21 protein-coding genes and 1 riboswitch are annotated in these 23,657 nt (G+C 51.2%); of the genes, 6 read left to right on the top strand and 15 right to left on the bottom strand.

The features are described 5' to 3' along the window. Nucleotides 1-59: 59 nt before the first annotated feature. Together FC99_RS01015 and leuS are read right to left on the bottom strand one after the other, a co-directional pair. Nucleotides 60-818 (bottom strand): hypothetical protein, encoded by a 759-nt coding sequence (locus FC99_RS01015; protein WP_048731983.1) that lies wholly within the window; start codon nt 816-818, stop codon nt 60-62. Nucleotides 819-1,025: 207 nt separating this feature from the next. After that, the gene (leuS, locus tag FC99_RS01010; RefSeq protein WP_048731985.1) at nt 1,026-3,455 is read right to left on the bottom strand and encodes a leucine--tRNA ligase; all 2,430 of its coding nucleotides are present in this window, start codon (nt 3,453-3,455) and stop codon (nt 1,026-1,028) included. Between the two features lie 1,062 nt (nt 3,456-4,517). Between leuS and FC99_RS01005 the strand changes: the two genes are divergently transcribed. Both FC99_RS01005 and mnmM read left to right on the top strand, forming a co-directional pair. Continuing rightward, on the top strand, nt 4,518-5,156 hold the full coding sequence (locus tag FC99_RS01005; protein WP_048731986.1) for a phosphatase PAP2 family protein: 639 nt from the start codon (nt 4,518-4,520) through the stop codon (nt 5,154-5,156). Beyond that, nucleotides 5,157-5,723: a tRNA 5-(aminomethyl)-2-thiouridylate-methyltransferase MnmM gene (gene mnmM, locus FC99_RS01000; RefSeq protein WP_048731987.1), complete on the top strand. Its 567-nt coding sequence runs from the start codon at nt 5,157-5,159 to the stop codon at nt 5,721-5,723. It abuts the gene before it with no gap. A 278-nt stretch (nt 5,724-6,001) separates the two neighbouring features. On the opposite strand, the gene FC99_RS00995 is transcribed toward mnmM, so the two are convergent. The 7 genes from FC99_RS00995 to lysA are packed head-to-tail and all read right to left on the bottom strand — an operon-like array spanning nt 6,002 to nt 13,158. Then, nucleotides 6,002-7,066, bottom strand: coding sequence for an aspartate-semialdehyde dehydrogenase (locus FC99_RS00995; protein WP_048731989.1), 1,065 nt, complete (start codon nt 7,064-7,066; stop codon nt 6,002-6,004). An 18-nt stretch (nt 7,067-7,084) separates the two neighbouring features. Continuing rightward, entirely contained in the window at nt 7,085-8,287 is a 1,203-nt protein-coding gene (locus FC99_RS00990; protein WP_048731991.1) for an aminotransferase class I/II-fold pyridoxal phosphate-dependent enzyme, read from the bottom strand. 25 nt (nt 8,288-8,312) lie between these two features. Further along, nucleotides 8,313-9,089, bottom strand: coding sequence for a 4-hydroxy-tetrahydrodipicolinate reductase (dapB, locus tag FC99_RS00985; protein WP_048731992.1), 777 nt, complete (start codon nt 9,087-9,089; stop codon nt 8,313-8,315). Further along, nucleotides 9,086-9,976, bottom strand: coding sequence for a 4-hydroxy-tetrahydrodipicolinate synthase (gene dapA / locus FC99_RS00980; RefSeq protein WP_048731993.1), 891 nt, complete (start codon nt 9,974-9,976; stop codon nt 9,086-9,088). Before dapA ends, dapB begins: the two co-directional genes overlap by 4 nt. Before the next feature lie 11 nt (nt 9,977-9,987). Continuing rightward, nucleotides 9,988-11,130 carry an N-acetyldiaminopimelate deacetylase gene (locus FC99_RS00975; RefSeq protein WP_048731994.1) on the bottom strand — a complete coding sequence of 381 codons (1,143 nt, stop codon included), beginning with the start codon at nt 11,128-11,130 and terminating at the stop codon, nt 9,988-9,990. Nucleotides 11,131-11,133: 3 nt separating this feature from the next. Then, entirely contained in the window at nt 11,134-11,838 is a 705-nt protein-coding gene (gene dapD, locus FC99_RS00970) for a 2,3,4,5-tetrahydropyridine-2,6-dicarboxylate N-acetyltransferase (RefSeq protein ID WP_048731995.1), read from the bottom strand. 18 nt (nt 11,839-11,856) lie between these two features. Beyond that, nucleotides 11,857-13,158, bottom strand: a complete 1,302-nt coding sequence (gene lysA / locus FC99_RS00965; RefSeq protein WP_048731997.1) for a diaminopimelate decarboxylase — start codon at nt 13,156-13,158, stop codon at nt 11,857-11,859. Nucleotides 13,159-13,320: 162 nt separating this feature from the next. Further along, nucleotides 13,321-13,501, bottom strand: a riboswitch (Lysine riboswitch). Between the two features lie 171 nt (nt 13,502-13,672). Between lysA and FC99_RS00960 the strand changes: the two genes are divergently transcribed. Both FC99_RS00960 and dapF read left to right on the top strand, forming a co-directional pair. Then, nucleotides 13,673-15,043, top strand: a complete 1,371-nt coding sequence (locus FC99_RS00960; RefSeq protein WP_048731999.1) for an aspartate kinase — start codon at nt 13,673-13,675, stop codon at nt 15,041-15,043. A gap of 3 nt (nt 15,044-15,046) precedes the next feature. Next, on the top strand, nt 15,047-16,036 hold the full coding sequence (gene dapF, locus FC99_RS00955; RefSeq protein ID WP_048732001.1) for a diaminopimelate epimerase: 990 nt from the start codon (nt 15,047-15,049) through the stop codon (nt 16,034-16,036). Between the two features lie 118 nt (nt 16,037-16,154). Here dapF and FC99_RS00950 read toward each other — a convergent pair whose 3' ends face one another. From FC99_RS00950 to FC99_RS00925, 6 genes are all read right to left on the bottom strand, one after another. After that, nucleotides 16,155-17,480, bottom strand: a complete 1,326-nt coding sequence (locus FC99_RS00950; protein WP_048732002.1) for a glycosyltransferase family 2 protein — start codon at nt 17,478-17,480, stop codon at nt 16,155-16,157. Nucleotides 17,481-17,517: 37 nt separating this feature from the next. Then, entirely contained in the window at nt 17,518-18,045 is a 528-nt protein-coding gene (locus FC99_RS00945) for a hypothetical protein (RefSeq protein WP_048732003.1), read from the bottom strand. Further along, nucleotides 18,045-18,848 (bottom strand): EAL domain-containing protein, encoded by an 804-nt coding sequence (locus FC99_RS00940; RefSeq protein WP_048732004.1) that lies wholly within the window; start codon nt 18,846-18,848, stop codon nt 18,045-18,047. The genes FC99_RS00945 and FC99_RS00940 overlap by 1 nt, the downstream gene beginning before the upstream one ends. Before the next feature lie 106 nt (nt 18,849-18,954). Next, the gene (locus FC99_RS00935) at nt 18,955-19,683 is read right to left on the bottom strand and encodes an adaptor protein MecA (RefSeq protein WP_048732005.1); all 729 of its coding nucleotides are present in this window, start codon (nt 19,681-19,683) and stop codon (nt 18,955-18,957) included. Between the two features lie 149 nt (nt 19,684-19,832). Then, nucleotides 19,833-20,237, bottom strand: a complete 405-nt coding sequence (gene spxA, locus FC99_RS00930; protein ID WP_048732006.1) for a transcriptional regulator SpxA — start codon at nt 20,235-20,237, stop codon at nt 19,833-19,835. Nucleotides 20,238-20,498: 261 nt separating this feature from the next. Further along, a complete protein-coding gene (locus tag FC99_RS00925) occupies nt 20,499-21,239 on the bottom strand; it encodes an MBL fold metallo-hydrolase (RefSeq protein WP_048732007.1) in 741 nt (246 codons plus the stop codon). Nucleotides 21,240-21,416: 177 nt separating this feature from the next. On the opposite strand from FC99_RS00925, the gene FC99_RS00920 reads away from it, so the two are divergent. Then, on the top strand, nt 21,417-21,917 hold the full coding sequence (locus tag FC99_RS00920; protein ID WP_048732009.1) for an antibiotic biosynthesis monooxygenase: 501 nt from the start codon (nt 21,417-21,419) through the stop codon (nt 21,915-21,917). Nucleotides 21,918-22,165: 248 nt separating this feature from the next. Further along, nucleotides 22,166-23,383, top strand: a complete 1,218-nt coding sequence (locus FC99_RS00915) for a DUF2075 domain-containing protein (protein ID WP_048732011.1) — start codon at nt 22,166-22,168, stop codon at nt 23,381-23,383. Nucleotides 23,384-23,657: the final 274 nt, after the last annotated feature.

Genomic DNA, 23,657 nt, shown 5'->3' with positions numbered 1-23,657 from the left:
CTGTCAGCAGTATACGTTGCCTCAATTTGTATTTTACTTAAGTAGTTTTCAAACGGGCCCTAGTAGCGATTCGTATTCGACTGCAGCTTCATGTGGCGCACGGGATAGTAACCGATGAGCAAGTAGAACGCCGCCACCCCCAGCAATAAGCCGACGTGGAGTAACGACACCCGCCCCAAAATATCTAGGCCCGCGCTGTAGAATTGAATCATGTACGAGCAGGGATTAAGGGCTGTCAGGACATCATTGATCCAGGGCGCCAACCCGAGCCCCAGACTCATCAGAAACATCCCCACAAAGATATAGCCCGTGGTCATTAAGGATACTAGGTTAATTCGGAGCGGGAGAATCAAGAGAAAGTTCGTAAATCCTGCGATAATTGGGATCAAAATCAGGTTTAACAGTAAGCCCCCCGCCATCATAGGCAGTAGGGTCAACGATGCTGGATTCAAAATCAAGACGACTACATCAAATACAAAAACTTCAATTTCGATAAATAGGATTTGCACAACGAGATTGCTGAAAAAGATCAAGCGCTTATCGCCAGCAATCACCGTAAACATCTTTAGGAAATTCGATTCGCGCATGCCAATCAAAGAAAATTGAAACCCGTTCAAAACGCCTACCAAAATAATGTAAACCCAATAGGCTATTAGCTGGGATGCCAAATCATGAACGCCAAATGGATGGCCGTGTGAACTAAAATCTGCTACCACAAAGAAAATCATGGGAGCAATCAACGTATACAATAAAACCAGTTTGTCGTCCCAGGTCTGTCGCAATTCAAAGCGACTGAGAATACTTAACTTACGCCACACGAGAATCCCTTCTCCCATCACCCTTAGCTTAAAGAATAGTCACTTTGCCATCCCAAGTTCGATGGCAATTCACTAATCTAATTTTAACCCCAGGATGTTCTTTCTCATAAATCGACCCGAATTATCTCCCTAACCCCAATTTTTGCCAACTAAAAAGCGCCGGTAACTCTCCATTAGGAAAGTTACCGGCGCTTCTTTTAAGTTAATTTAGTTGGCAACGATGTTGACCAGTTTACCTGGGACTACGATAACCTTGCGAACCGTCTTGCCGTCCGTATGCAGCTTAACCGTATCGTCAGCCAAGGCTTGGGCTTCAATGTCATCCTTAGCCGCATCCTTAGCGACCTTCAGGTGAGCGCGAACCTTACCGTTGACCTGAACGACCATTTCGACTACGTCTTCAACCAATTGCTTGGCATCGTACGTTGGCCATTTGGCGTAGGAAATCGTGTCGTCATGACCCATCAAGGACCACAGCTCTTCAGCGATATGCGGTACGATTGGTGAAATCATCTTGACGAAGCCTTCCATATAGATCAGTGGCAGGCTGTCCGCCTTGTAGGCTTCATTGACGAAGACCATCAACTGCGAAATGGCAACGTTAAAGCGCATGGCTTCGAGGTCTTCACTCACCGTCTTCACGGTCTGATTGTAGATCTTATCTAACGTACCATCGTTGATCATCGTGACCCGGTCACGTAGCCGGTTGTTGTCATCGATCAACAGACGCCAAACGCGATCCAACCAGCGACGAGAACCGTTAATGCCTTCCGTACTCCATGGCTTGGAAGCTTCTAACGGCCCCATGAACATTTCGTACAGACGCAACGTGTCGGCACCGAACTTCTCGACGATTTCATCGGGGTTGATGACGTTGCCCTTCGACTTGGACATCTTTTCGTGGTTAGTCCCCAAGATCATCCCTTGGTTAACCAACTTCTGGAAGGGTTCCTTGGTTGGCACGACACCGAGGTCGTAGAGGAACTTGTGCCAGAACCGGGCGTACAGCAAATGTAAGACGGCATGTTCCGCCCCACCAATGTACAGGTCAACTGGCATCCAGTACTTCAACTTCTCTGGGTCAGCAATAGCTTGATCGTTGTGTGGATCGACGTAACGCAAGAAGTACCATGAACTCCCAGCCCATTGCGGCATGGTGTTAGTTTCACGCTTCCCTTTACGACCGTTTTCATCCACAACGTTCACCCAGTCATCCAGGTTAGCCAGTGGGCTTTCACCCGTTCCAGAAGGTTCGAGTTGCTTAGCAGCTGGCAGTTTCAGTGGCAACTGATCTTCTGGAACCAACGTGGTTTCGCCATCTTCCCAGTGAATAACGGGAATTGGTTCACCCCAGTAGCGTTGACGGGAGAAGATCCAGTCACGCAGCCGGAAGTTGACCTTCTTGTGACCAGCCTTGTGTTCTTCCAACCAGTTAATAGCCGCAGTGATGGCATCCTTCTTGTTCATTCCGTTCAGGAAGTCAGAGTTGATGTGCTCGCCGTCACCGGTGTAAGCCGCCGTCTGCACGTCGGTATCGTCGTCGCCCGCAATGACTTGGACGATCGGCAGGTTGAATTTTTGCGCAAATTCATTGTCCCGGTCATCGTGTGCTGGAACGGCCATGATGGCCCCAGTCCCATAGGAAGCCAGCACGTAGTCACCGATCCAGATTGGGAGCTTCTTGCCGCTCAACAGGTTGATCCCGTAAGCACCGGTGAAGACCCCAGTCTTGTCCTTGTTCAAGTCAGTCCGTTCGAGGTCGGACTTGCTGTCGATAGCTTCCTTGTAAGCCTTCACTTCAGCGGCATGCTCTGGCGTTGTAATTTGATCGACCAAAGCATGTTCTGGCGCCAGCACCATGTAGGTTGCCCCAAACAACGTGTCGGGACGCGTGGTGTAGACTTCGACCTTGGTGTCTTCTTGACCATCAACTGGGAAGAAGACGCTAGCCCCTTCGGAACGGCCGATCCAGTTACGTTGCATTTCCTTGATGCTGTCTGGCCAGTCCAGGTCATCCAAATCATCAAGCAACCGGTCAGCGTACGCCGTAATCTTCAGTACCCATTGACGCATTGGTACGCGGTAAACGGGATAGCCACCTCGCTCCGTCTTACCATCAATGACTTCTTCATTGGCCACAACGGTCCCACCCATGAAATCAGGAGCCCAGTTGACCATGATCTTGTCTTCGTAGGCAAGACCTTTCTTGTACATTTGCTCGAAGATCCACTGCGTCCATTTGTAGAAGGATTCGTCGGTCGTGTTGACCTCACGACTCCAATCGTAAGAAAAGCCGAGTGAACGAATCTGGCGCTTAAAGTTCTTGATGTTGTGCGCGGTGAAGTCCTTAGGGTTATGCCCCGTCTTCAAGGCGTACTGTTCAGCGGGCAGGCCAAACGCGTCCCAGCCCATTGGGTGCAAGACGTTAAAGCCCTGCATCCGCTTTAAACGCGCCATGATATCGGTTGCCGTGTACCCTTCAGGATGTCCCACGTGCAGACCTTGACCTGAAGGATATGGGAACATGTCCATCACGTAATACTTGGGTTTACTGGAAGTATCAGCGGTCTTGAACGTTTCGTTGACCCGCCAGTAATGTTGCCACTTGTGCTCAATAATTTGGTGTTTGTATGCCAAAATTTTCGCTCCCTTTCTCATTTTCAACGCCGAGCCATAAAAAAAGCCCCCAGAAGTCCATAAATCGACTTCTGCAGGGCGTGTTAGCGCGGTACCACCTACATTTCCCCGGTCTTGTACCGAGGCTCATTCCGGCTGATAACGTCGCCAAACGCCCACTTTGCAGCGGAGAAGACTCAGAGACAAGTTCGTTCCACGGGATAACGGATTCACAGCGACCATCCGCTTGCTGAATACCCCGCCGAACTACTACTTCTCATCAACGTCTTTGTCTAATCAGATTGTTTTCATCTTAGCAAACCCCCTAGGGAAAAGCAAGGGTCACACCGACTTCTTAGGGAATAATTCGGTGAAATGAGAAATAGAACCGTCGTCCTGACCACATATAGCAATTACTACGCCTGGACGAATCTCTTTTAGCACATTTCGGCAATATAGATTTGGGTACACAAAATTAACCAACATTCTTATTGTGAGAGTGTAATTATCATCGCTTTAACAAGTATCCAAAATAGTACACTGCATACGATTATTGTCACGCATCCGCCAGCATCATGATCGTAATCTGGTTTTATTTTTCATCTCTCCCTTTTACTCAATCAGACGATTATATATACCTGCTAACCATTGGACCATTTTATACTTCTTTCCGACATTTCCCCCTGTGTTGATTCATTAATTTTGATAATTTAGAATCGCCCCCCTCGTATATACGGGGAATACACACCATCTCCACGACGATGTTCGACCACTCGGGGATCACCCCCGTATACACGAGGAATACACTAAAGAATCGTTGATATACCGGCATTCTAATTTTCCAAAATCAGCTAATTCATTCATTTTGTATCTCAAGCATACCTGAACACTTCCTCAGTAACAACAAATTATTCGCCAAAAAATCAAGAGTTAGATTGCCCTCTAAACTACTAAAATAACGAGATAATTGGATTGCTAATAAATAGCTTTGACTCCCACCGAATTGTTTTCCAAAATCAATTTCAGCCTTATCAAAACACTGTGCTATACTAAAATTATTATAATCATATAGGAGGTCAATCTTTGACGACCATTTCTAAAACCCGCTGGCGCTTCACTTGGGCCGCGGGCATCTTATTTCTCATTGACTTATTCGGGGTCGCTTTACAGCAACCCTGGATCAAGGCGTTCGACCGACTAGTTATCGGCTGGGTGCGTCATCCCCTGCCACACGGCTTGATGCAGAGCATTATCTGGGTGACCAAATCTGGTAATCCGAAACCTGTAACGTGGGCAACACTCCTGCTCGTTGCCGTACTAGTCATCGCCCGCCATTACCGTGGCGCTCTCTTCTTAGCATTTAACGTGCTGATTTGGGCTGGCTTGGGCAATACCATTATCAAAAATATCATCCAACGACCACGACCGACCGTTGACCGGCTAGTTGCCGCCAGTTCCTACAGCTTTCCCAGTGGCCACTCCATTACCGCTATGCTGCTATGGGGATCCCTGATCGTCCTTCTGGGCTGGTCCCTGCGGCAACATCACAATTGGCGTTGGGCCGGCACCTTGGTCCTGAGCCTGTGGATTGTCTGCGTTGGGCTATCCCGGGTCTACGTTGGGGTCCATTACCCCAGTGACGTGGTCGCCGGCTGGTCATTAGGATTCTTCTTGTTGACCGTCAGTCAATGGTTCCTCACGCGTTATGGAGATGCATTATAAATGAATTTACCAAATGCTTTAACTTATAGTCATACGTTACTCACGGAATGCGTGGGGCCGGGCGATACGGTGGTCGACGCCACTGTGGGCCAAGGCCATGACACGATTTTTCTGGCAAACTTGGTCGGCAAGACTGGTCGCGTCCTCGGCTTCGATATCCAACAAGTAGCGCTCGATGAAGCGCAACAACAGCTTGCTCTGACCGGATTAAGCGCCCAGGTCGACCTACACGCGACCGGTCACGAAAACGTCGGTGATTTCCTGGAGTCGAATGAGCGCGTCGCAGCAGCCGTCTTCAATCTCGGTTACCTGCCGGGTGGTGACAAATCCGTCATCACTCGTCCCACCACGACCCTGACCGCCGTCAAAACGCTGTTGCCCCATCTGCCACGTGGCGGCCGGATTATCTTAGTCGTCTACGCCGGTCATCCCGGTGGCCCAACCGAACGGGATGCCGTCGTCGACTTCTGTCAGGAACTTCCACAAAAAGATTACCAAGTTCTGCGTTACGGCTTTATCAATCAAATTCATACCCCGCCATTTCTATTAGCCATCGAGCGGCGGTAACTGAAAGACACCATCAAGTCCAATTTTTGGAGTTGATGGTGCCTTTTTTATTCTTATTAATTTCAACGTCATATTTGATCAATTGGTTATAACTATCCTCATTCAGCCGGCAATCCCCATTTGTTATTGCATAGCGCAACAATTACTTCAAATCCAGCGAATCATCAGCTTGTAGTTAGCAACCGTTTTACTAATCTATTTATATCGACTGGTCGTTCAAAGCTAACCGTCAACACCTCTAAGATTACCGCGTCATCAATTAGTTGTTGTATACATAATCAGGCTACCGCGTGGATCAGCCCCTCTGCCACCAAACATTCCGCAATCTGAACGGCATTCCAGGCCGCACCCTTCAATAGATTATCGGCCACGACCCACAGATTAAAGGCTCCCGGATTCTCTAAATCTGGTCGAATCCGGCCAACATAGGTCGCACGCGTTCCAGTCGCATTTAGCGGCTGTGGATACAGTTGGTGTTGCGGATCATCCTGCAACACGACTCCCGGGGCGGTTGCCAGCGCTTGGTGCAACTGGGCAACGGTCGCATCGGGCCTTCCCGTGTCGATCCAAATCGATTCGCCGTGACTGAACGGTACCGGTACCCGGACACAGGTTGCTGTGACCTTGATATCGTTAGCATTCATATCCCCCAGCATGATTTTCTTGGTCTCGTGAATCATTTTCCACTCTTCATGCGAGTACAGATTGTCTTCCAACACATCGATCTGCGGTAACAGGTTGAAGGCCAAGGGATAGTGGCGCTGATCGCCCTTAGTCGGGAAAATCTTGGCCGTCATCTGCTGACCATTCAAATAGTCCCTAGCTTCCTGATAAAACTCGTTTAGTCCCGACTGCCCGGCTCCCGAGGCCGCTTGGTAGGTCGATACAATGATCTGCTTTAACCCCACCGCCTGACGAATCGGGTTCAGCGCCACCATCATTTGAATCGTCGAACAGTTAGGGTTCGCAATGATCCCATGATGTTCCCGGAGCGCCCCCGCGTTGACCTCGGGGACGACCAGTGGCACGGTCGGCACCATTCGAAAGGCACTGGTATTGTCGACACAGACCGCCCCTTGCTCAACCGCAACTGGCAAGAACTGCTTTGACACCATACTTCCAGCGGAAGCCAGCACCAGATCAACACCCGCAAATGACGCCGCAGTCGTTGCCTCTACCGTCAGCGACTGCCCCCTAAACGTCAACGATTTTCCCGCCGAACGGGACGATGCCAATAATTTGACCGCCTTCACCGGAATCGTCGACTGGGCCAACTGCGCTAACATGCGAGTCCCCACTGCACCCGTTGCCCCTAAAATCGCAACCGTAAGTCCTGCTTGCATCCCATCATCTCCCCCTTTTTAATTCAAAACGTGTGCCCGTAAGTCAGCCGTAAAGACCGCCAACCGCCGCATGGCCTCCTTAAGATCCGTCATGGAAGACGCATAGGACAGCCGCACATAGCCTTCACCACCGGCGCCAAAACAGCTTCCAGGGGTGACACCTACCCGGCCTTCTTCCGCCAGTCTGGTCGCAAACGCCACTGAATCTAAACCAAACTCTGGTGGAATCTTCGCAAACGCATAGAAGGCCCCGGTCGGCATCGTTGTTGCGTACCCCAGCCGGTTGAGCTCAGGCACCACGTAGTCACGCCGTTGCCGATAAGTCTGGCGCATCTGCTCCGAATCCGTTAAACCATGAGTCAACGCTTCCAGTGCCGCATACTGGGCCGGATTAGACGGACAGGTCACCACAAAGCCGTGAAGCTTACTGATAGTCTCAACGATCTCAGCCGGTCCGGCAAAATAACCGATACGATACCCCGTCATAGCGTGGGACTTGGATAACCCATTGATCAGAATCGTCTGTTCTGGTAGTAATTCCGCCATGGACGTGTGGGGCTGATCGTAAGTGAGCTCCGCGTAGATTTCGTCCGTGATCACGTACATCCCCTGACGTTTCACAACGTTGGCCACGTCTTGCAACTGTGCTCGATCATAGGTCACCCCCGTCGGATTCCCCGGAAAGTTTAAGATGACGGCCTTGACCGTATCCGCCCCCTCGCGGTCAATGACGGCTTGCAGGTGCTTACCGGTCAGCCGAAATCCGTCGGCCGTGGTATCGACCTGAATCGGGATTCCGCCAAATATCGAGATGACCGGCCAATACAGCGCAAAAGTCGGTGTTGCCACCAAAACTTTATCACCCGGATTGATCAGGCCACCTAACACGCTAAAGATAGCCTCCGAAGCCCCGACCGTCGCCACGATCTCCGTATCGGCATCATAGGTGAGCCGAAACCGTTGCTGCAGGTAGCCACTGATGGCTTGCCGCAACTCGCGGATTCCTCGTTGATCGGTATAGTGCGACTTGTTATCCTGAATACTTTGAATAGCAGCAGCCTTAACGTGTTCTGGCACATTGAAGTCCGGTTCCCCCAGGGTTAATTTGATGATTCCCGGGATCTGGTCAAACTTCTGGGCAAAGGCGCGAATCTGGGATGCCCCCATCGCCTGAATCTTTTGATTCACAGTTGATTTGAGCCGCACATCTAATTCTGGCAAACGAATCCCCCCTAATCTTGTTACCTCATAAAATATTTTCCAGTCCAATGACTAAGTCTTGTCGTTGCACGACCGCCGCTATCGCTAACCGCACTCCGGTCATAAACGACTGCCGGTCCGTCGTACTCTGTTTGATGGTCAACGTCTCGCCAGGGCCACCGAAGATAACTTCCTCATCGGCCACAACCCCCGGCAACCGCACGGCGTGGATCTTGATGCCGTGGTAGTCGCCACCCCGAGCCCCCAGTGGATCCAGCTCCGCCGATGGTTGTGGCTCGTCCACTCGTTGCGCCTCATAAATCAGTCGAGCCGTGTTCAGTGCCGTTCCGGACGGTGCATCCACCTTGTCCTCATGGTGGTACTCCACGATCTCTGCTCGTTTAAGGTAGGCGGCGGCCTGCTGCGCGAACTTCATCATCAACACCGCCGTCAACCCAAAGTTGGGCGCAATGATGCCGCCGAGCTGTCGAGCATTGGCCGTGGCCTGTAACTGCCGCTGCTGGTCCTCCGTTAACCCACTGGTCCCAATCACCGGTCGCATCCTCCGGGTAATCGCAAATTGGGCGTTGGTGGCGACCCCACTGGGTGTGCTAAAGTCGAGCCACACGTCGGCCGGTGTGGTGATCTGCTCAAGGTCATTGTAAACGGTGACCGCGTCGTCCAAGCCATAGTCCGTGGCGCGGCGACTCGTGACGTGCGGATTAAAGACCCCGGCCAATTGAAATTCTGGTGTCGCCGTGACCAACTGCACCGCCTTTTGGCCCATTGCCCCATTGAAACCCGCAATGATTACTGAGATCACGCCATCGCCCCCTTTAACGCTAGGGCGTGGTACAGGGCCGCCTTTTCTGCTGAATTTAATGGTAACACCGGCAACCGACAAGTTCCGACGTCATAACCCTGGTCATTCAGCAACGCCTTGACCGGTGACGGCGACGGGTACATGAAGAGCGCCGCCATCTTCGGGGTCAGTTCTCGCTGCAACGCCCCGGCCGTCCGGTAATCCTCCTTAGCCAACGCGTCATACATCTGTCGGATCTCCGCACCATAGAGGTGAGCCGCCACGGAGACCACCCCGTTGCCCCCCACGACCTTTGCAAAGAGGGCCTGAGCGTCTTCTCCGGTATAAACCAAGAAGTCGCTGGGAACGTGCTCGACGATATACTCAAAATCATCCATGGTGTGGCACTGCTTCACGCCGGCAATGTTCGGGTATTGTGCCAACTCGACGATGGTCTCCTTCGCCATCAAGACGCCGGTCCGTCCCGGAATGTTATACATCATGATGGGGAGTACCGACGCATCCGCTACGGCCTTAAAATGGGCCGCCATCCCCCGTTGATTAGGCTTGTTATAGTACGGCACCACGACTAAGGCCATGTCGATACCAGCGATCTGCGCTAATTTTTGAACAAAATCGATTGTCCCCGCCGTATTGTTACTACCAGCACCGGCAATGATCGGCACCCGCCCGGCCACGATTTGTGCAAACCGCTGGTAGAGCGTCAACTTTTCCGTTTCGCTCAACGTCGGCGTCTCACCGGTCGTCCCGCCGATGACAAAGCCAGTCGTTCCCGTGTCTAGCAGATGATTCGTCAATTTTTCCAGCGCCGCGTAGTTAATGGCGCGGCCATCATGGGTAAACGGCGTAATAATCGCCGTCATCAGATCAGCATTGGTAAACATCATCGCTCACTCCTTCATTGAGTCATCCGATCACATAAGAATCCCCGAATTGCGGTCACTCCTTTAAAAATAGCAGCCTCATTCGGTTGGAAATTAGCGGCATGCAGGCCACCTGGACTGTCGACGCCCAACCAAAACATGGTGCCCGGAATCTTGGATAACAGGTAGCCAAAATCCTCACCCGTCATTGCTGGTGGGGTCGTCTGAAAGTCAACGTCCGCCGCGCGCATGTAGCGAATAAAGTTAGCCGTCAACGTTGGGTCATTTTCCACCGGGTAATACCCGCCCTGATTAAAGGTCACGTCGATCTGTGCGTGATAGGTCAAAGCGACTCCGGCCACAATTTCTCGTACCCGCCGCTGAATGAAGCTGATCATCTCCTGTGTCAGGCCACGAATCGTTCCCTCTAGTCGCGCCTCCCCGGCAATCACGTTGCGAATAGTCCCCGCAGTAAGCTTGCCAATGGTCAACACGCCGCAGGCCGTCGGGTCAACGTTACGCGCCACGATGGTTTGCAGCTGCATGACCAGACTCGCCGCAATCACGATGGCATCGTTGGCTTTCTGGGGAAACGCCGCGTGACCACTCGTCCCGTGAATGGTCACGTTAACTTCACTCGTGCCAGCAAACAACGTTCCCAGCCGACACCCAATGGTCCCGGTGGGCAGATCCGGATTGTCATGCAGGCCATAGAACTCATCTGGACGAAACTCGCCGGTCAACAGTCCGCGGTCATAGGCCAGCTTGCCACCACTCTCACTTTCCTCTGCGGGCTGAAAGAAAAAGACCAGGTCGTCACGAGGCTGTTGTTCGGCAAAGTAACTGAGTACTCCCAGCGCCACCGTCATGTGGATATCGTGACCACAGGCATGCATGACGCCCGGATGGGTCGACTTAAACGACAGTTCATTGTGTTCGTCGACTGGTAACGCATCAATATCCGTTCGATAGCCGATTGTTCGCTGCGGATGCTGCCCGGCGACGCGGACTAGCAGTGCCGTTGGGAGTTTAGGTGAGGTCTTGATGGTCAAATAAGTCTGGGGCAACGTCGCGATCACCCGTTGTAGATAGGCCTGCGTCTTTATCTCCTGTAGCGCCAGCTCCGGGATCTGGTGTAAATGCCGGCGAATCTGAATCAATTGGGCTTCGGTCAACATGGCTCACAACTCCCTTAATTGGTCTTCAATGTGCGTCTTCGCCGTGGTCTGGCGATCCTTGACCTTGATGACGTGGGCCGGAACACCAGCCACCACGGTTCCTGGGGCCACATCCTTAGTTACCACGGCGCCGGCACCGACCACGGCATCGTCGCCAATCTGAACGCCCTCGAGCACGACCGCGTTGGCTCCGACCGTGACCCGATTGCCGACCCGCACCGGTGTGGCCGAGGCCGGTTCGATGACGCCCGCCAAGACGGCATTCGCTCCAATATGGGAATTCTTACCGACTGTGGCCCGGCCACCCAGGACAGCACCCATATCGATCATGGTTCCGGCACCGACAACCGCACCGATATTGATGATGGCCCCCATCATGATGACGGCGTGGGCCCCAATTTCAACCTGATCACGAATCACGGCCCCCGGTTCGATGCGGGCATTGATATTTTCCGTGTCGAGTAGTGGAACGGCTGAATTACGCGCGCTAATTTCCAGCTCATACGTTGCCGCCGGGCGGTCAGCTAATAGCGGTGCAATCGCTTGGTAATCACCAATCAGAATAGTCAGCCCCGGTGTTGCAAAGCATTTCACGGTGGCCGGGATCTTAGCTGCAGCCAGCGTTCCCTGCAGGTAGACTTTGACCGGCGTGGCCTTCTTGGCAGTCCCAATGTACTGAATGATTTCCGTTGCTGTCATTTTCTGCATGTTCGTTTTCCCCCTCAATTACTCATAGCGCACATCCAACCGAACCAGGTCAGCATAGGTCTCACGTCGCACCACGACCTTGGCCTGGCCGTCCTCCACGAAAACAACGGCGGGACGCGGATTACGATTATAGTTAGATGCCATGCTATAGCCATAAGCCCCGGTATCCAACACGGCAATCAGGTCCCCGGGTTCATTGCGCGACAACGCCAATTGATCGATCAAGATGTCACCCGACTCGCAGTATTTACCGGTCAAATGGACCGTCTCGTGCGTTGGCTCATTCATCTTATTCGCTAAAACGGCGGCGTACTTTGCCTGATAAAGTGCCGGTCGGATGTTATCGCCCATCCCCCCATCGACGCTAAGATACGTTGTTAAATCAGGAATGTCCTTACGTGAGCCCACCGTGTACAGGTTATAACCGGCGGGACCAACGATGGCGCGACCCGGTTCGATCCAAACTTCCGGCAATGGCAATTGATAGCGGTCCGCTAGTTGCCGTAACCTCGCGGCGATGGGTTGAATAAAATCGGCTGGTGTCAACGGGTCGTCCGTCGCCGTGTAGGCAATGCCAAATCCACCGCCTAGATTTAAGATTCGCGGCGTAAAGCCCAACCGATCGCGCCACTGTGCGGAAATCGTCATTAGTTTTTTAACCAACAGGTCGAACCCGGTGACGTCAAATATCTGCGAGCCAATGTGTGCGTGCAGCCCAATCACGTTCATCTGCGGAATGGCTAAGACTTTCTGCAGGGCCCGGGTGGCTTGGCCAGAATCCACGTCGAACCCAAATTTACTATCGACCTGCCCCGTTTGCGTGTAGCGATGGGTGTGAGCGGTGATTCCTGGCGTCACCCGCAACATGACATCGCAGCTAGCGTTTCGGTCCACCAGCACCCGTTTCAGCAGCTCGATCTCGTGAAAGTTGTCGAGGACAATGACCCCGACATGATTCTCAACGGCCATCTCAAGTTCTGCCAGGGACTTATTGTTCCCGTGAAAGCTAAGGTCACGGACGGGGAAGCCTGCCTGTAGCGCCGTGTAAAGCTCCCCGCCGGAAACGACATCGGCGTGTAAGCCCTCCTCGTCAATGACTTGATACATCGCCACCGTTGCAAAGGCTTTGCTGGCATAGCTGATTTGATACCGCAGCCCACTACGCGTAAAGGCCGCCCGAAATTCTTGAATCTGTCGCCGAATCGCGGCCACATCATAGACTACTAAGGGCGTCCCGTATTCCTGTGCTAACCGGGTGGCATCCACCCCACCTAGAACCAAGTGTCCCTGCTCATTTGCCTGTAATCGTTGCTTGCTCATTGGCCTCACACGTCCTTTCATAACTACTTTCTGGAATTTTCGCCTTATCGTGGGCTGGAGCGGTGCGACAAGGCTTAGCCACCCTGCCTGCACTATTGTTCAAAAAAAGGATCTCTTTGCTTACAAACAAAGAGATCCCAGAACTTCACAGTCCGAATCGAATTCGTCGTAAGCGCCCCGTAGCAGACATCTTGCTACGACAGTCCGTGACCTATTGGATCAACGTCCCAGCTACCAGCCGCTGAGTCGACTGGTGCTTCGGCAACCGCCCCTTTCCGCAAGTTCACGGTCCACTCAGGGACTCCCTTACGTACTGCTGTTGGTTGCAACCTCTTAGATATTGACATCAGGGTAAAGCAATTCCCTTAGAGCGTCAAGACATCGGTCGCGGATTCGCTATGTTTTCTAACTTTACGAACTGAATCCGACTTTCATCGCTTGCTTTAATTTCGTCAGCTGTTAAAGTTGCCGTTAAAAATAACTGTAGAGTCTAACTATTTCTGAGGTGATAGCTGTGAAAGTCGTTAAATTTGGCGGTAGTTCCTTAGCCACTGGCGAACAAGTCGCCAAAGTTGTTTCAATTATCAATGCCGACGCGGAACGTCGGGTCATCGTCACGTCCGCGCCGGGCAAACGGACCCCAACGGACGTGAAGGTCACGGACCTGCTGATTCAATACGCACAGCTGACGGTGGCTCATCAAGCAACCGAGGCTGTCGTGACGCAGATTCTCGCGCGTTACCAAGCCATCAGTGATCATTTTGACCTCGACCACACCGTCATGGAGACATTGACGACCCGTCTCCGTGATCTCGCCACCACGGCGTTTACGGACAATGCCCACCTACTGGCCGCCTTTAAGGCTCAGGGAGAACTGCTGAACGCCATTTTATTGACCGCGATTTTGAACCAGCAAGGGGTGCCCGCAAAGTTTGTGGACCCGCAAACGGTCGGCCTACTTGTCGGCGGTGCGCCTAACGATGCTAGTGTGCTATCCGCGACCTATGCCAATTTAGCACGCTGGCAACTTCCGGTGGACACCCGCATCGTCTTTCCCGGCTTCTTCGGATATAATCAGGCCGGCGATATCTGTACCTTTGCGCGCGGCGGCTCGGACATCACCGGGGCCATTCTCAGCCGTGGACTACGGGCCGACCTTTACGAAAACTTTACCGACGTCGACGCCATCTTTGCGGTCGACAACCGCATCGTGGCCCATCCCACCATGATCACGAAGATGTCTTACCGTGAGATGCGGGAACTGTCGTACGCTGGCTTCTCCGTCTTTCAAGATGAGGCCATCATCCCCGCCATTCAGGGTCAGATTCCGGTCAACGTGAAAAATACTAACAACCCGACCGCACCGGGAACCCTGATTGTCCCGGAACAGTTTCTCTTCAATCCGGCCAATCCCATCACGGGCATCGCGTGTTCCGATCGTTTCTCGGCGCTCTATCTCCACCGCTACCTGTTGAATAAAGAGGTCGGCTTCACCCTAAAACTACTCGAGATCTTTCAGAAATACGGTCTCTCCTATGAACACATGCCGTCTGGAATCGACGACCTTACCATTATCTTCGACCAGAGTAAGTTAGACGCGACGACTATTCACAGCCTCTGCCGTGACATCCGCACCACCCTTCACCCGGACTACCTGGAGTGGATCGACGACTACGCCATTATCATGGTCGTTGGTGAAGGCATTGCCCACACGATCGATACCATGGGAAAAATCATTGACTCACTCACCCAAAATAATATTGCGATTCACATGATCAATCAGGGAGCCTCCCGTATTTCAATCATGATCGGCACCCAGCGCAAGGACGCGCCCGCCGCTGTCCGTCACATCTACGACACATTCTTTGTCAAAAGCGAGGTGTAGCCTATGTTGACCTTGATCAAAGCTCACGGCTCAGAAAATCAATTTTTCCTACTCGACCAACGGCAGCTTACCCAGCCACTGACCGACATCGAGTTATCCCGAATAGCTCGTCAACTCTGCCATCCCCACACGGGTCTTTTGGGCGGCGCCGACGGACTACTGGTCATTGCACCGTCACCAAATACGACCTGTCTGGGAGCCATGCGCGTCATCAACGCCGACGGGAGTGAAGCCAAGATGTGCGGCAACGGTCTCCGTACCGTCAGCCGTTATCTGGCGGAGCAATCGGGCAAAACACACTTCCAAGTCGCTACCCTAGAAGCCGACCTCGACGTGGCTCGCTCGGCCAACCTCGCCCCCGACGTACCGGCATTCAGCGTTCAAATTGGTCCCATTTCCATGGCCGCCGCAACTCTGCCCTTTGCCTACCACCAGTTGCCGGAGCTCTTCAACACCGCCGTCCCGGAGTTTGTTGGCCAGCAGACGTTCACAGCCATTGCCGTACCCAACCCCCATCTCATCAGTTTCGTCGATCACCTTGATCCAAGCGTGTTGGGTGAATTGGGACGGCGGCTGAACGCGCCAAACCCCTATTTTCCAGAGGGAGTCAACGTGAGCTTCGCCAAGCTCCTAGGACCCAACCGCCTATTTGTCCAAACGTACGAGCGCGGCGTGGGCTTCACTAACGCCTGTGGCACGGGGATGTCCGCGACTAGTCTGGCCTTTGCCATGCAACATCCCACTCAATTTGACGCAAGCAGTGACCTGGTCGTCTTGAACCCCGGTGGTCTAGTCAGGACCCACGTCACACTGGGCAAGACGCCCGCCACCAGTACGCTTCGCCTCATTGGTAACGCGACGTTTACGGCCAAGGTCAGTCTGAGCGAACCGGATCTCCATGCGGGTAACTTTTCCGCCGCCCACGTCGAAACAACGAACGAAGAGGCCGCCTATCAAGCCTTCGTGCACCACGCAAAACAGAGCATTTTATAACCAAAAAAGGAACTGCGACGCCGAGATCACGTCCAGTTCCTTTTTGGAGACAAATTTGATTCAGTTCAGTCAAACTAAGGATTTACGAACTTTTTTCACGCCTAACTATCCTGCCGCATCATTCCTTATGCAACGACTTGCGCTTCGGGCTGACCCAAGTCCCCGACCCGAAGCCGAGAATCGTCTTAAGCGCCGGAATAAAGGTCATGACCACCGTAATCGGGTTGACCATCCAGTAGAATAGCATGTAGAGCGGCGCAAAAATCAGATATTTTAGCTTGGCCCCCCGATGGTCGAGCAGAAGTGCCGCAATTAGTTGCATAAAGCCCGCGAACAGCTCGAAGGTCACGAAGATAAAGGAAATGACGATTCCATGAATGACGCGCTCAAAATCCCCTGTAAAGAGGAAATACAACATCATGGCAATAAAGGCGGCTGAGGTGATAGTAAAGAAGAACGACCAGATGATCGACAGGGTTGAGTCGACAAACATCGAGATTTGATAACGGTGCTCGATTGGGTGCAATAAAAACTTCTTGATATTAGTCAACCATACCTCGGTTCCCCCCTGAGCCCAACGTTTGCGCTGATGATAGAGGTCCTTAATCGTCTCCGGCACGTTCATGTGGAAGATAACATTGGGGGCAAAGCGCGGCACGGCCCCCAGCATCTGGTGGTCCCAAGCGATACTGATGTCCTCGGTCGCCCGGTTCTGTCGGAACCCACCCACGTCGATCAAGAAGTCCTTCTTATACAACGTGTTGGCGCCGCTATAGGCATACATCGAATCGTTGATGGCGGTCTGACTACGTTTAATGACTCCCACGATACTCGAAAACTCCACCGTCTGTGACTTTCCCAGCAGTGTCGAGCGGTTCTGCACGTCCATATTCGCCGTCACGGCGGACGTGTTCATATCGCGGTCACGCATAAAGAAATTCATATACTTCATCAATGCGTCTGGTTCGGGAATCGTGTCGGCATCATTGCTCAGAATGTACTCCCCCTTTGCGAAGTACATCCCAATATTAAAGGCATGGGCCTTCCCCTTGTTCTTGAGAATTTCGACGGTTCGCAGCCGCGGATACTTCTCCTGTAGCCGCGCGATAATTTCTCCAGTCTTGTCGGTCGACCCATCGTTCATGACCAAGACCTCATAGTTGTCATAGTTCAACTCTTCAAATAAATAGGTGATGGTCTCTTCGATCATGACCTCTTCGTTGTGTGCCGGAATCATAATGGTGATCATCGGCTGTTTACTCGGCAGAATTGGTGACCAGTCACTGTCTCGCTTATTGGTTTTTAAAAAACGGTAGGACAGTGCACCGGCAAACCAAAAAAAGGACCCGACCACGGGATACAGACAGAGAATCAACAGGAATACATTGAGCACCGTCTGGCCCAGAGTTGCTTTTAAAATGCTGTCAATAAAGATATTCCACACGAGCCGCTAATTCTCCTTTACCATCCATACCACCACGTTACTCATCCAAATCATTTAAATCATGCTTAGCATATAAATCGTGAATCTGCTCCGTATCCAGGTTCTGTTCTGGCTTGACCTGATAGTGCCGCACATTTTCGCGGAACTCCTGGTCACCGAACCGCTCCGTCATGAATCGGTCCAACTCACTCTCTCGTTTCTGTTGATTAATGGGGTTAAAGGTTGGCCACTGCTCAACGACCCGGTCACGCTTCCGATTCTGAATGATCGTCATCCCCACGGCGAATAAAGAAACCACGACGAATGAGAAGAGCAGTAGCACTCCGATGAATTTAATTTCGAAGATTCCCTCCTGATACGTCCAGACGTGGGGCACCCGCGGATCATACGCCGACCAAAAGGACAGTACGGTAACCACGATGGGAACGATGACGCAGAGCCACCCAAAAATGGCGACCACCGTTTGCCAAATTTTAAGTCCCCAATGCCCCTTCGCAAAGTAATCATCGGTGTAAAGCTGCTGCCGTTCCTGTTCTGACTTTTTTTCTGCTTCCCGTTGCGCCATTACGATTCCTCCCGGGGATTCACAGGACGGCCAAAGTGATAGCCCTGTCGCACCCGAATTTTAAGTTGTTCGGCGAGCTTTTCGTCCGCTTCATCTTCAATGCCCATCAGGATCAGCTGAATATGGTTGTCCTGAGAAAGTTTATTCCAAAACTGCAGATTCAAATCGAGCCAAACGGACGGGTCTTCCTTACGAAAACTCCGCATGGAACATTTGAGCGAATCGACCTGTGGGAGTAGCCATTCAATGTTCTTCAGATTTTCCAGCGTGGACCCGACATTATCGACATCGAACCGCATCCCGTACTGGCGTGCTTCCTTGAGCCGTTTGGCAAATAAACGCCGGTTGATGCGCTTGTCAACGTGATCCGCCGTATACTCAACGGCCAGATTCATCGGCGTAATCTTCGAAATGGCCCAGCGGACGAAGTAGTGGAAATCCGGACTGATGATTTGGTCATACTCGAGATTGATCGACAGGGTGATTGGCTCCGTGGGTAGTGCCTTGAAGGTATCCTCCAACAGAAAGATCACGCGCTGTAAGGGCAACGAATCCAGTTGCTGCGGAAGCGACCAAGAGCCATCGGCATTGTGCTGCCGCAACAAGCACTCGTAACCGGTGGTATTGCCCCGAAAGTCGACCTGCTTTTGAATAAAGTAACGCAGTTCGAGCTCGTGGTTCTCTAAATAGTTATTGCTGCTCTTCCGTGAGTACCAGTAATAAATTGTGATGGTTCCCACAACGATGACCGCCATGATCCCCGTCATCCACAAGAGAACCGCTTCAAGTTGTGCCAGTGACATTGTCAATCACTCCTAGTCCGTAACTGTAGCTATCTTTTATACCATCAATCGTCAAAAAAGCACCAATAGGCCCTAATCTCCCCATTGGTGTTCATTGATTAACGATTTACTTATCAGTACTTAAGAAGTGAAACCGAGTCAGTTCCAGTGCTGAATGTTCCATAATTAATTTCCCGTGTTCGGCGAGTACGTCGGCTGCGACCTTAGTCCGGTCCGCATACTCATACGCCACCGCTAATTCATCCTTAATTGATTCCTTAGACGATTCATTCACAAAGAAAATTAATTCCAAGTAAAAGTTTCCATTATATTGGTACAGGTTAGATGCGGCATTCTCGAGGTGCAATACTCGCGCTAAACTGATCATGTCCTCAAAGGAGTGAAGCTTGACCACCCGTGTCGTCGTTGGCTGACCGTCGTCATTCAGGTAATCTTCAATGTCGTTGGAGTCACTGGCCTGTGCTTTAAAATTGGACAGAAAATCTTTCTGATCGTCTTTTTCCAATAAATGGGCCTTAATCTGATCCGACACTTGATCGGGGTGATCACTATCAACGCTAGCGTCCGCACCGTTGTCATCCGCTGCGTCATCCTCATCTACGTTCTTACTAATAAATAATTCCAGACCGTTACGATTTGGCAGAACCTGGAAGGTCACCGCATCGTTATCTTGAAATTGGTGATCAACGTCGACCTCTTCCAAAATACTATAGAAAAAGCCTTCAATTTGTTTGTGGTTACCCAGTAGGTCCAAGACGGTAATACCGCGTTCACTCAGATCATCGTTACCAATAACCACCCGAATCGTATTTTCATTGATTCGTTCCATTTCCATGAATAACACCCCTTTCTCGTGGGTTTGGGTATTGTCCTTGATTTTAATTCTAGTCATTTTTAGTTACTTGTAAAGTAATCATAACAAAAAAACCGGACTGCAAGTAATATTTTCTCACAAATCCGGTCAGATGCAACTAATTAAGCTTATTAGATACCATTTACTAGGCGTTGGGCCCGCTCTAACTCTAATGCGCGCACCTTACGGGGTAGAAAACGGCGAATTTCTTCTTCATTGAAGCCAACTTGGAGTCGTTTATCGTCTACCATGATTGGCCGACGTAAGATTCCCGGATGCTGGCGAATCAACTCGTACAAGTCGCGAAGCGGTAAATCGTCCAAATCAACCGTCAATTCTTGGTAGACACGCGATCGCCGAGAAATAATCTCTTCCGTTCCGTTCTCCGTTAACCGTAAAATCGACTTGATCTCAGCTATGGTTAAGGGCTCGGAGAAGATATTCTGTTCCCGATACGCAATTCCGTGTTCTTCAAACCATAACCGAGCCTTACGACAAGACGTACAACTGGGTGATGTATAGAGCATAACTGTCATCATCTTTTCCTCCCTCTCATTAGCAAACGATTCGACTATCATGGTCGATAACCGCTAAACAGGCTTAGTGGCCTGTACGGCGTATAAATTATTTAATAATTATATTATACTAGTTTTTCACCAAAAGGGAAGCCTTTTTGTAATTTTAATTAATAAACAATATTATACTATATGACTATTTATCCGATAATTAGAGACGGATAGTAATCGTTGCGACTAGAAAACGATGATGACCAATTAATTTAATTCGAATAAAAACAATTAGATTTTATAAATGGACTGAGGCTTTACGACAGCAACCTCCACCGTCGTGCCAGCAGCCGCTTGGGCCTCTTGTTGCAATTGCTCTAAACTCCCGGTCTGTGGGAGGTGGGTCAATAACAATCGTTTAACACCGGCCTCCTTAGCCAACGTTCCAGCCTGCGTTGAGGTTAAATGCCAAGCGGTCCCCTGATGATCGGCAAAGAAGTTGGTATCCGCTAAGAGCACATCGACGCCCCTTGACCACTCTGCAAGCCCCGCAAAGGCCGCGGTATCGGCCGTAAAGGCTAACGTTGCCCCCGTTTTAACTTCAGTGATTCGTGGCGCATACGCCGGTACCGGATGGTGCGTTGGCAGGAAATCAATCTCAAAGGGCCCTAGTTTCAACGTCCCAGCCGGATTGTATGCTTGACCAACCGTCGCGTTAGGCCAAGTGAGGCTTCCAAAGTTGAGTGGATCGGCCGTGTGTCCGTAGATTGGCAATAGTGGTTCCGCCTTTTTTCCTGGTGCCAATTGCCAGAGATACTGTAAGACTCCCACATCGGCCGTATGATCATGATGGTAATGGGTCAGCAGGACCGCGTTTAACTGCAGTGGATCCAGAACTTTTTCCAACGCCAATAAGGCTCCTGACCCACAATCCAGTAGGAGATGGTAGTCCCCACTAGTCAGTAAATAACTGCTGGTCCCGACACCGTTATGGGGATAGCCCCCGTAACAGCCTAAAATCGTTAATTGCATTAAAACCACCCTTTCTCGTTCGTCATAGTCTCAGTGTAGCGCGCCAAACACAGCGTGTAAACGTTTCGCTTTTTAAGTGGAAACCCTTATAATGAAGATAGTTATCACCGACTGGATAATTTGCTAAAGCATTTGATGAATTACCCAGTCTGTCCACATTCGTTAGGAGGGGTAAGCATGCTTCATAGATTATCTTTAACCTTTGGGACTAGGGACCTGCTCGAAAAAATTATTACGCGCAATCCCGACCGTCACCTCGTGCTCATGGAAATCGCTGGGGACGACGAGGGCCTACAACTACTAGATGTTTCCGATGAACCCACCATCTTTACTGGTGGCCTAGAGTACCAGGTTCAGCTCCATCAGGGGGCCCGCGACTGGTTAGGCTTCTTCAGCTTTGCCTATTTCACCTTTAACCAGGACGAAGCGACCGTCTTTGCTGCTAAAATGAATAAACTGGCCAGCGACGTGCTCCCAGCCGGGATGACGGCCATGTACGTCTTGACCAAGACGCACAACGCCAGTGAATACGTTCTGCTGACCCAGTGGGTAGACAGCGAAGCCTTCGCCCTGTGGCGGCACTCAGCGGCGTTCGCCCCTATCGCACAGTATGCTACCAGTGCCAATCATTTCCACACAGCAAACTACCACCAAGTAAAACCAGATGACAAAAAGTAAAGCAACCGGTTAGGGTCTGGGGCAAGAGTCCTAGACCTTTTTTGCGCGCCAAACGTATATGGTCGAAACATGTGACCAAAGACTATTAACCCCGGCTTAATCCCGCTAGACAAGCAAGCCCAAACCGAGATTTTTCGTCTAGCAACGTTAATGCTCATGGACTAACCGCGTTTCGTCTCACTCTTTTTTCATTTTTAGGTGATTCGCGGTACAATGGGCATATTCTGTTTTAGAAAGTAGGCGTTAACTTGAGTCATTTAGTCTCGAATGCGGCGACCGACAAGATTTCGCCCACACTACCACTCACGACCGATCAAAAACGCTTGGTCGACCAAATCTTAGCCTTCACGACAGCCCACGTCAACGAAACTGGCCCGGCAGTCTTTACGGTATACGGTGACGCCGGAACTGGAAAAAGCGTGATCTTAGCGCACCTGTTTAACCAGTTACAAACAGCTTCCCGAACCCGCCCCGACAGTCCGTTAGCCAAGACAACCAACTACTTTTTGGTCAACCATCCAGAAATTCTGAAGGTTTATCGTGAAATTGCTGGTAAGGAACCCCACCTATTAAAAAAGGACTTTCAGCGGCCAACTTCACTCATTAACCAGCTGGCTAAAGGGATCACAACGGCTGATGTGTTGGTGATCGATGAAGCCCATCTGCTGTTATCCCAGCCAGATCACTACAATAATTTCTACGGCGAGAACCAGCTGAGTTCACTACTGGCAGCGGCTAAGGTCATCATTCTGGTTTTCGATGAGACACAAGTCCTACGTATGAAGAGCTTCTGGACTGAAAAACGATTGGAACACCTACTGGCCCATTACCCGCACCAACACGTGCGTCTGACCCATCAATTTAGGATGCAAGCGAGTGATGAGCTTGTGGCCTGGATCAACGACTTCACCCATAGTCAGGTCCGCCCCCTGCCCCAGTCTGTTGGTGCCCAGTACGACCTGCGTATCTTTAACGACGCCGAGCAAATGCGTCGAGCCATCGTTACTAAGAACAATCAGGTTGGCCTATCGCGCGTCGTTTCGACTTCTGGTTACCCCTCTACCTTGGATGGTGGCAAACACTACATTACGGAGGGCCACTTTCACTTGCCATGGGATCAATACAACTATACCAGCACACCCTGGGCAGAGCTCCCTCAAACAATTGACGAGGTCGGCTCTATCTATACCTGTCAGGGCTTTGACCTGAACTACGTGGGTCTCATCCTCGGCCCTCCTCTCACGCTCTCACCTCAGAACCAGTTAGAGGTTCACCTAGACCGGTATACCGACGTCGAAGCTTTCAAACGACGCGCTGATATCACCGACGCGCAAGAACTCACGGCAATCAAGAAACAACTTATCTTGAACTCTGTTAACGTTCTCATGAAGCGTGGTGTTAAGGGCCTCTATATCTACGCCCACGATGCACATCTTCGCCAGTATTTAGGTGCTAAAGCACATTAAGTTCAAAAGAAGAATGGCGTCCTCGATTTTGAGGACGCCATTCTTCTTTCCATGCTCTAAGTCCTAAGTGGTTAGGTCTGCTCCACTTGACCAGGAACCCGCTCTTCTGTCACTCAATCATAGGCCAATTACGCTCACTCATACTATCCGTCGGTCAACCGACCGTGCCAGATTCCCGATGGACCGTAATAATTCAACGATTAACTGCTCGCATTTTTAGATCGAGTAGGAGGTAGTCGATTATTTCAACTACCGACCTCTCACACCACCGTAC

Source organism: Levilactobacillus koreensis JCM 16448, from assembly GCF_001435525.1.
In the GTDB taxonomy this organism is placed as follows: domain Bacteria; phylum Bacillota; class Bacilli; order Lactobacillales; family Lactobacillaceae; genus Levilactobacillus; species Levilactobacillus koreensis.
Note: the sequence above shows the minus strand (reverse complement) of the source record. Positions and strands in the feature narration are given on the sequence as shown.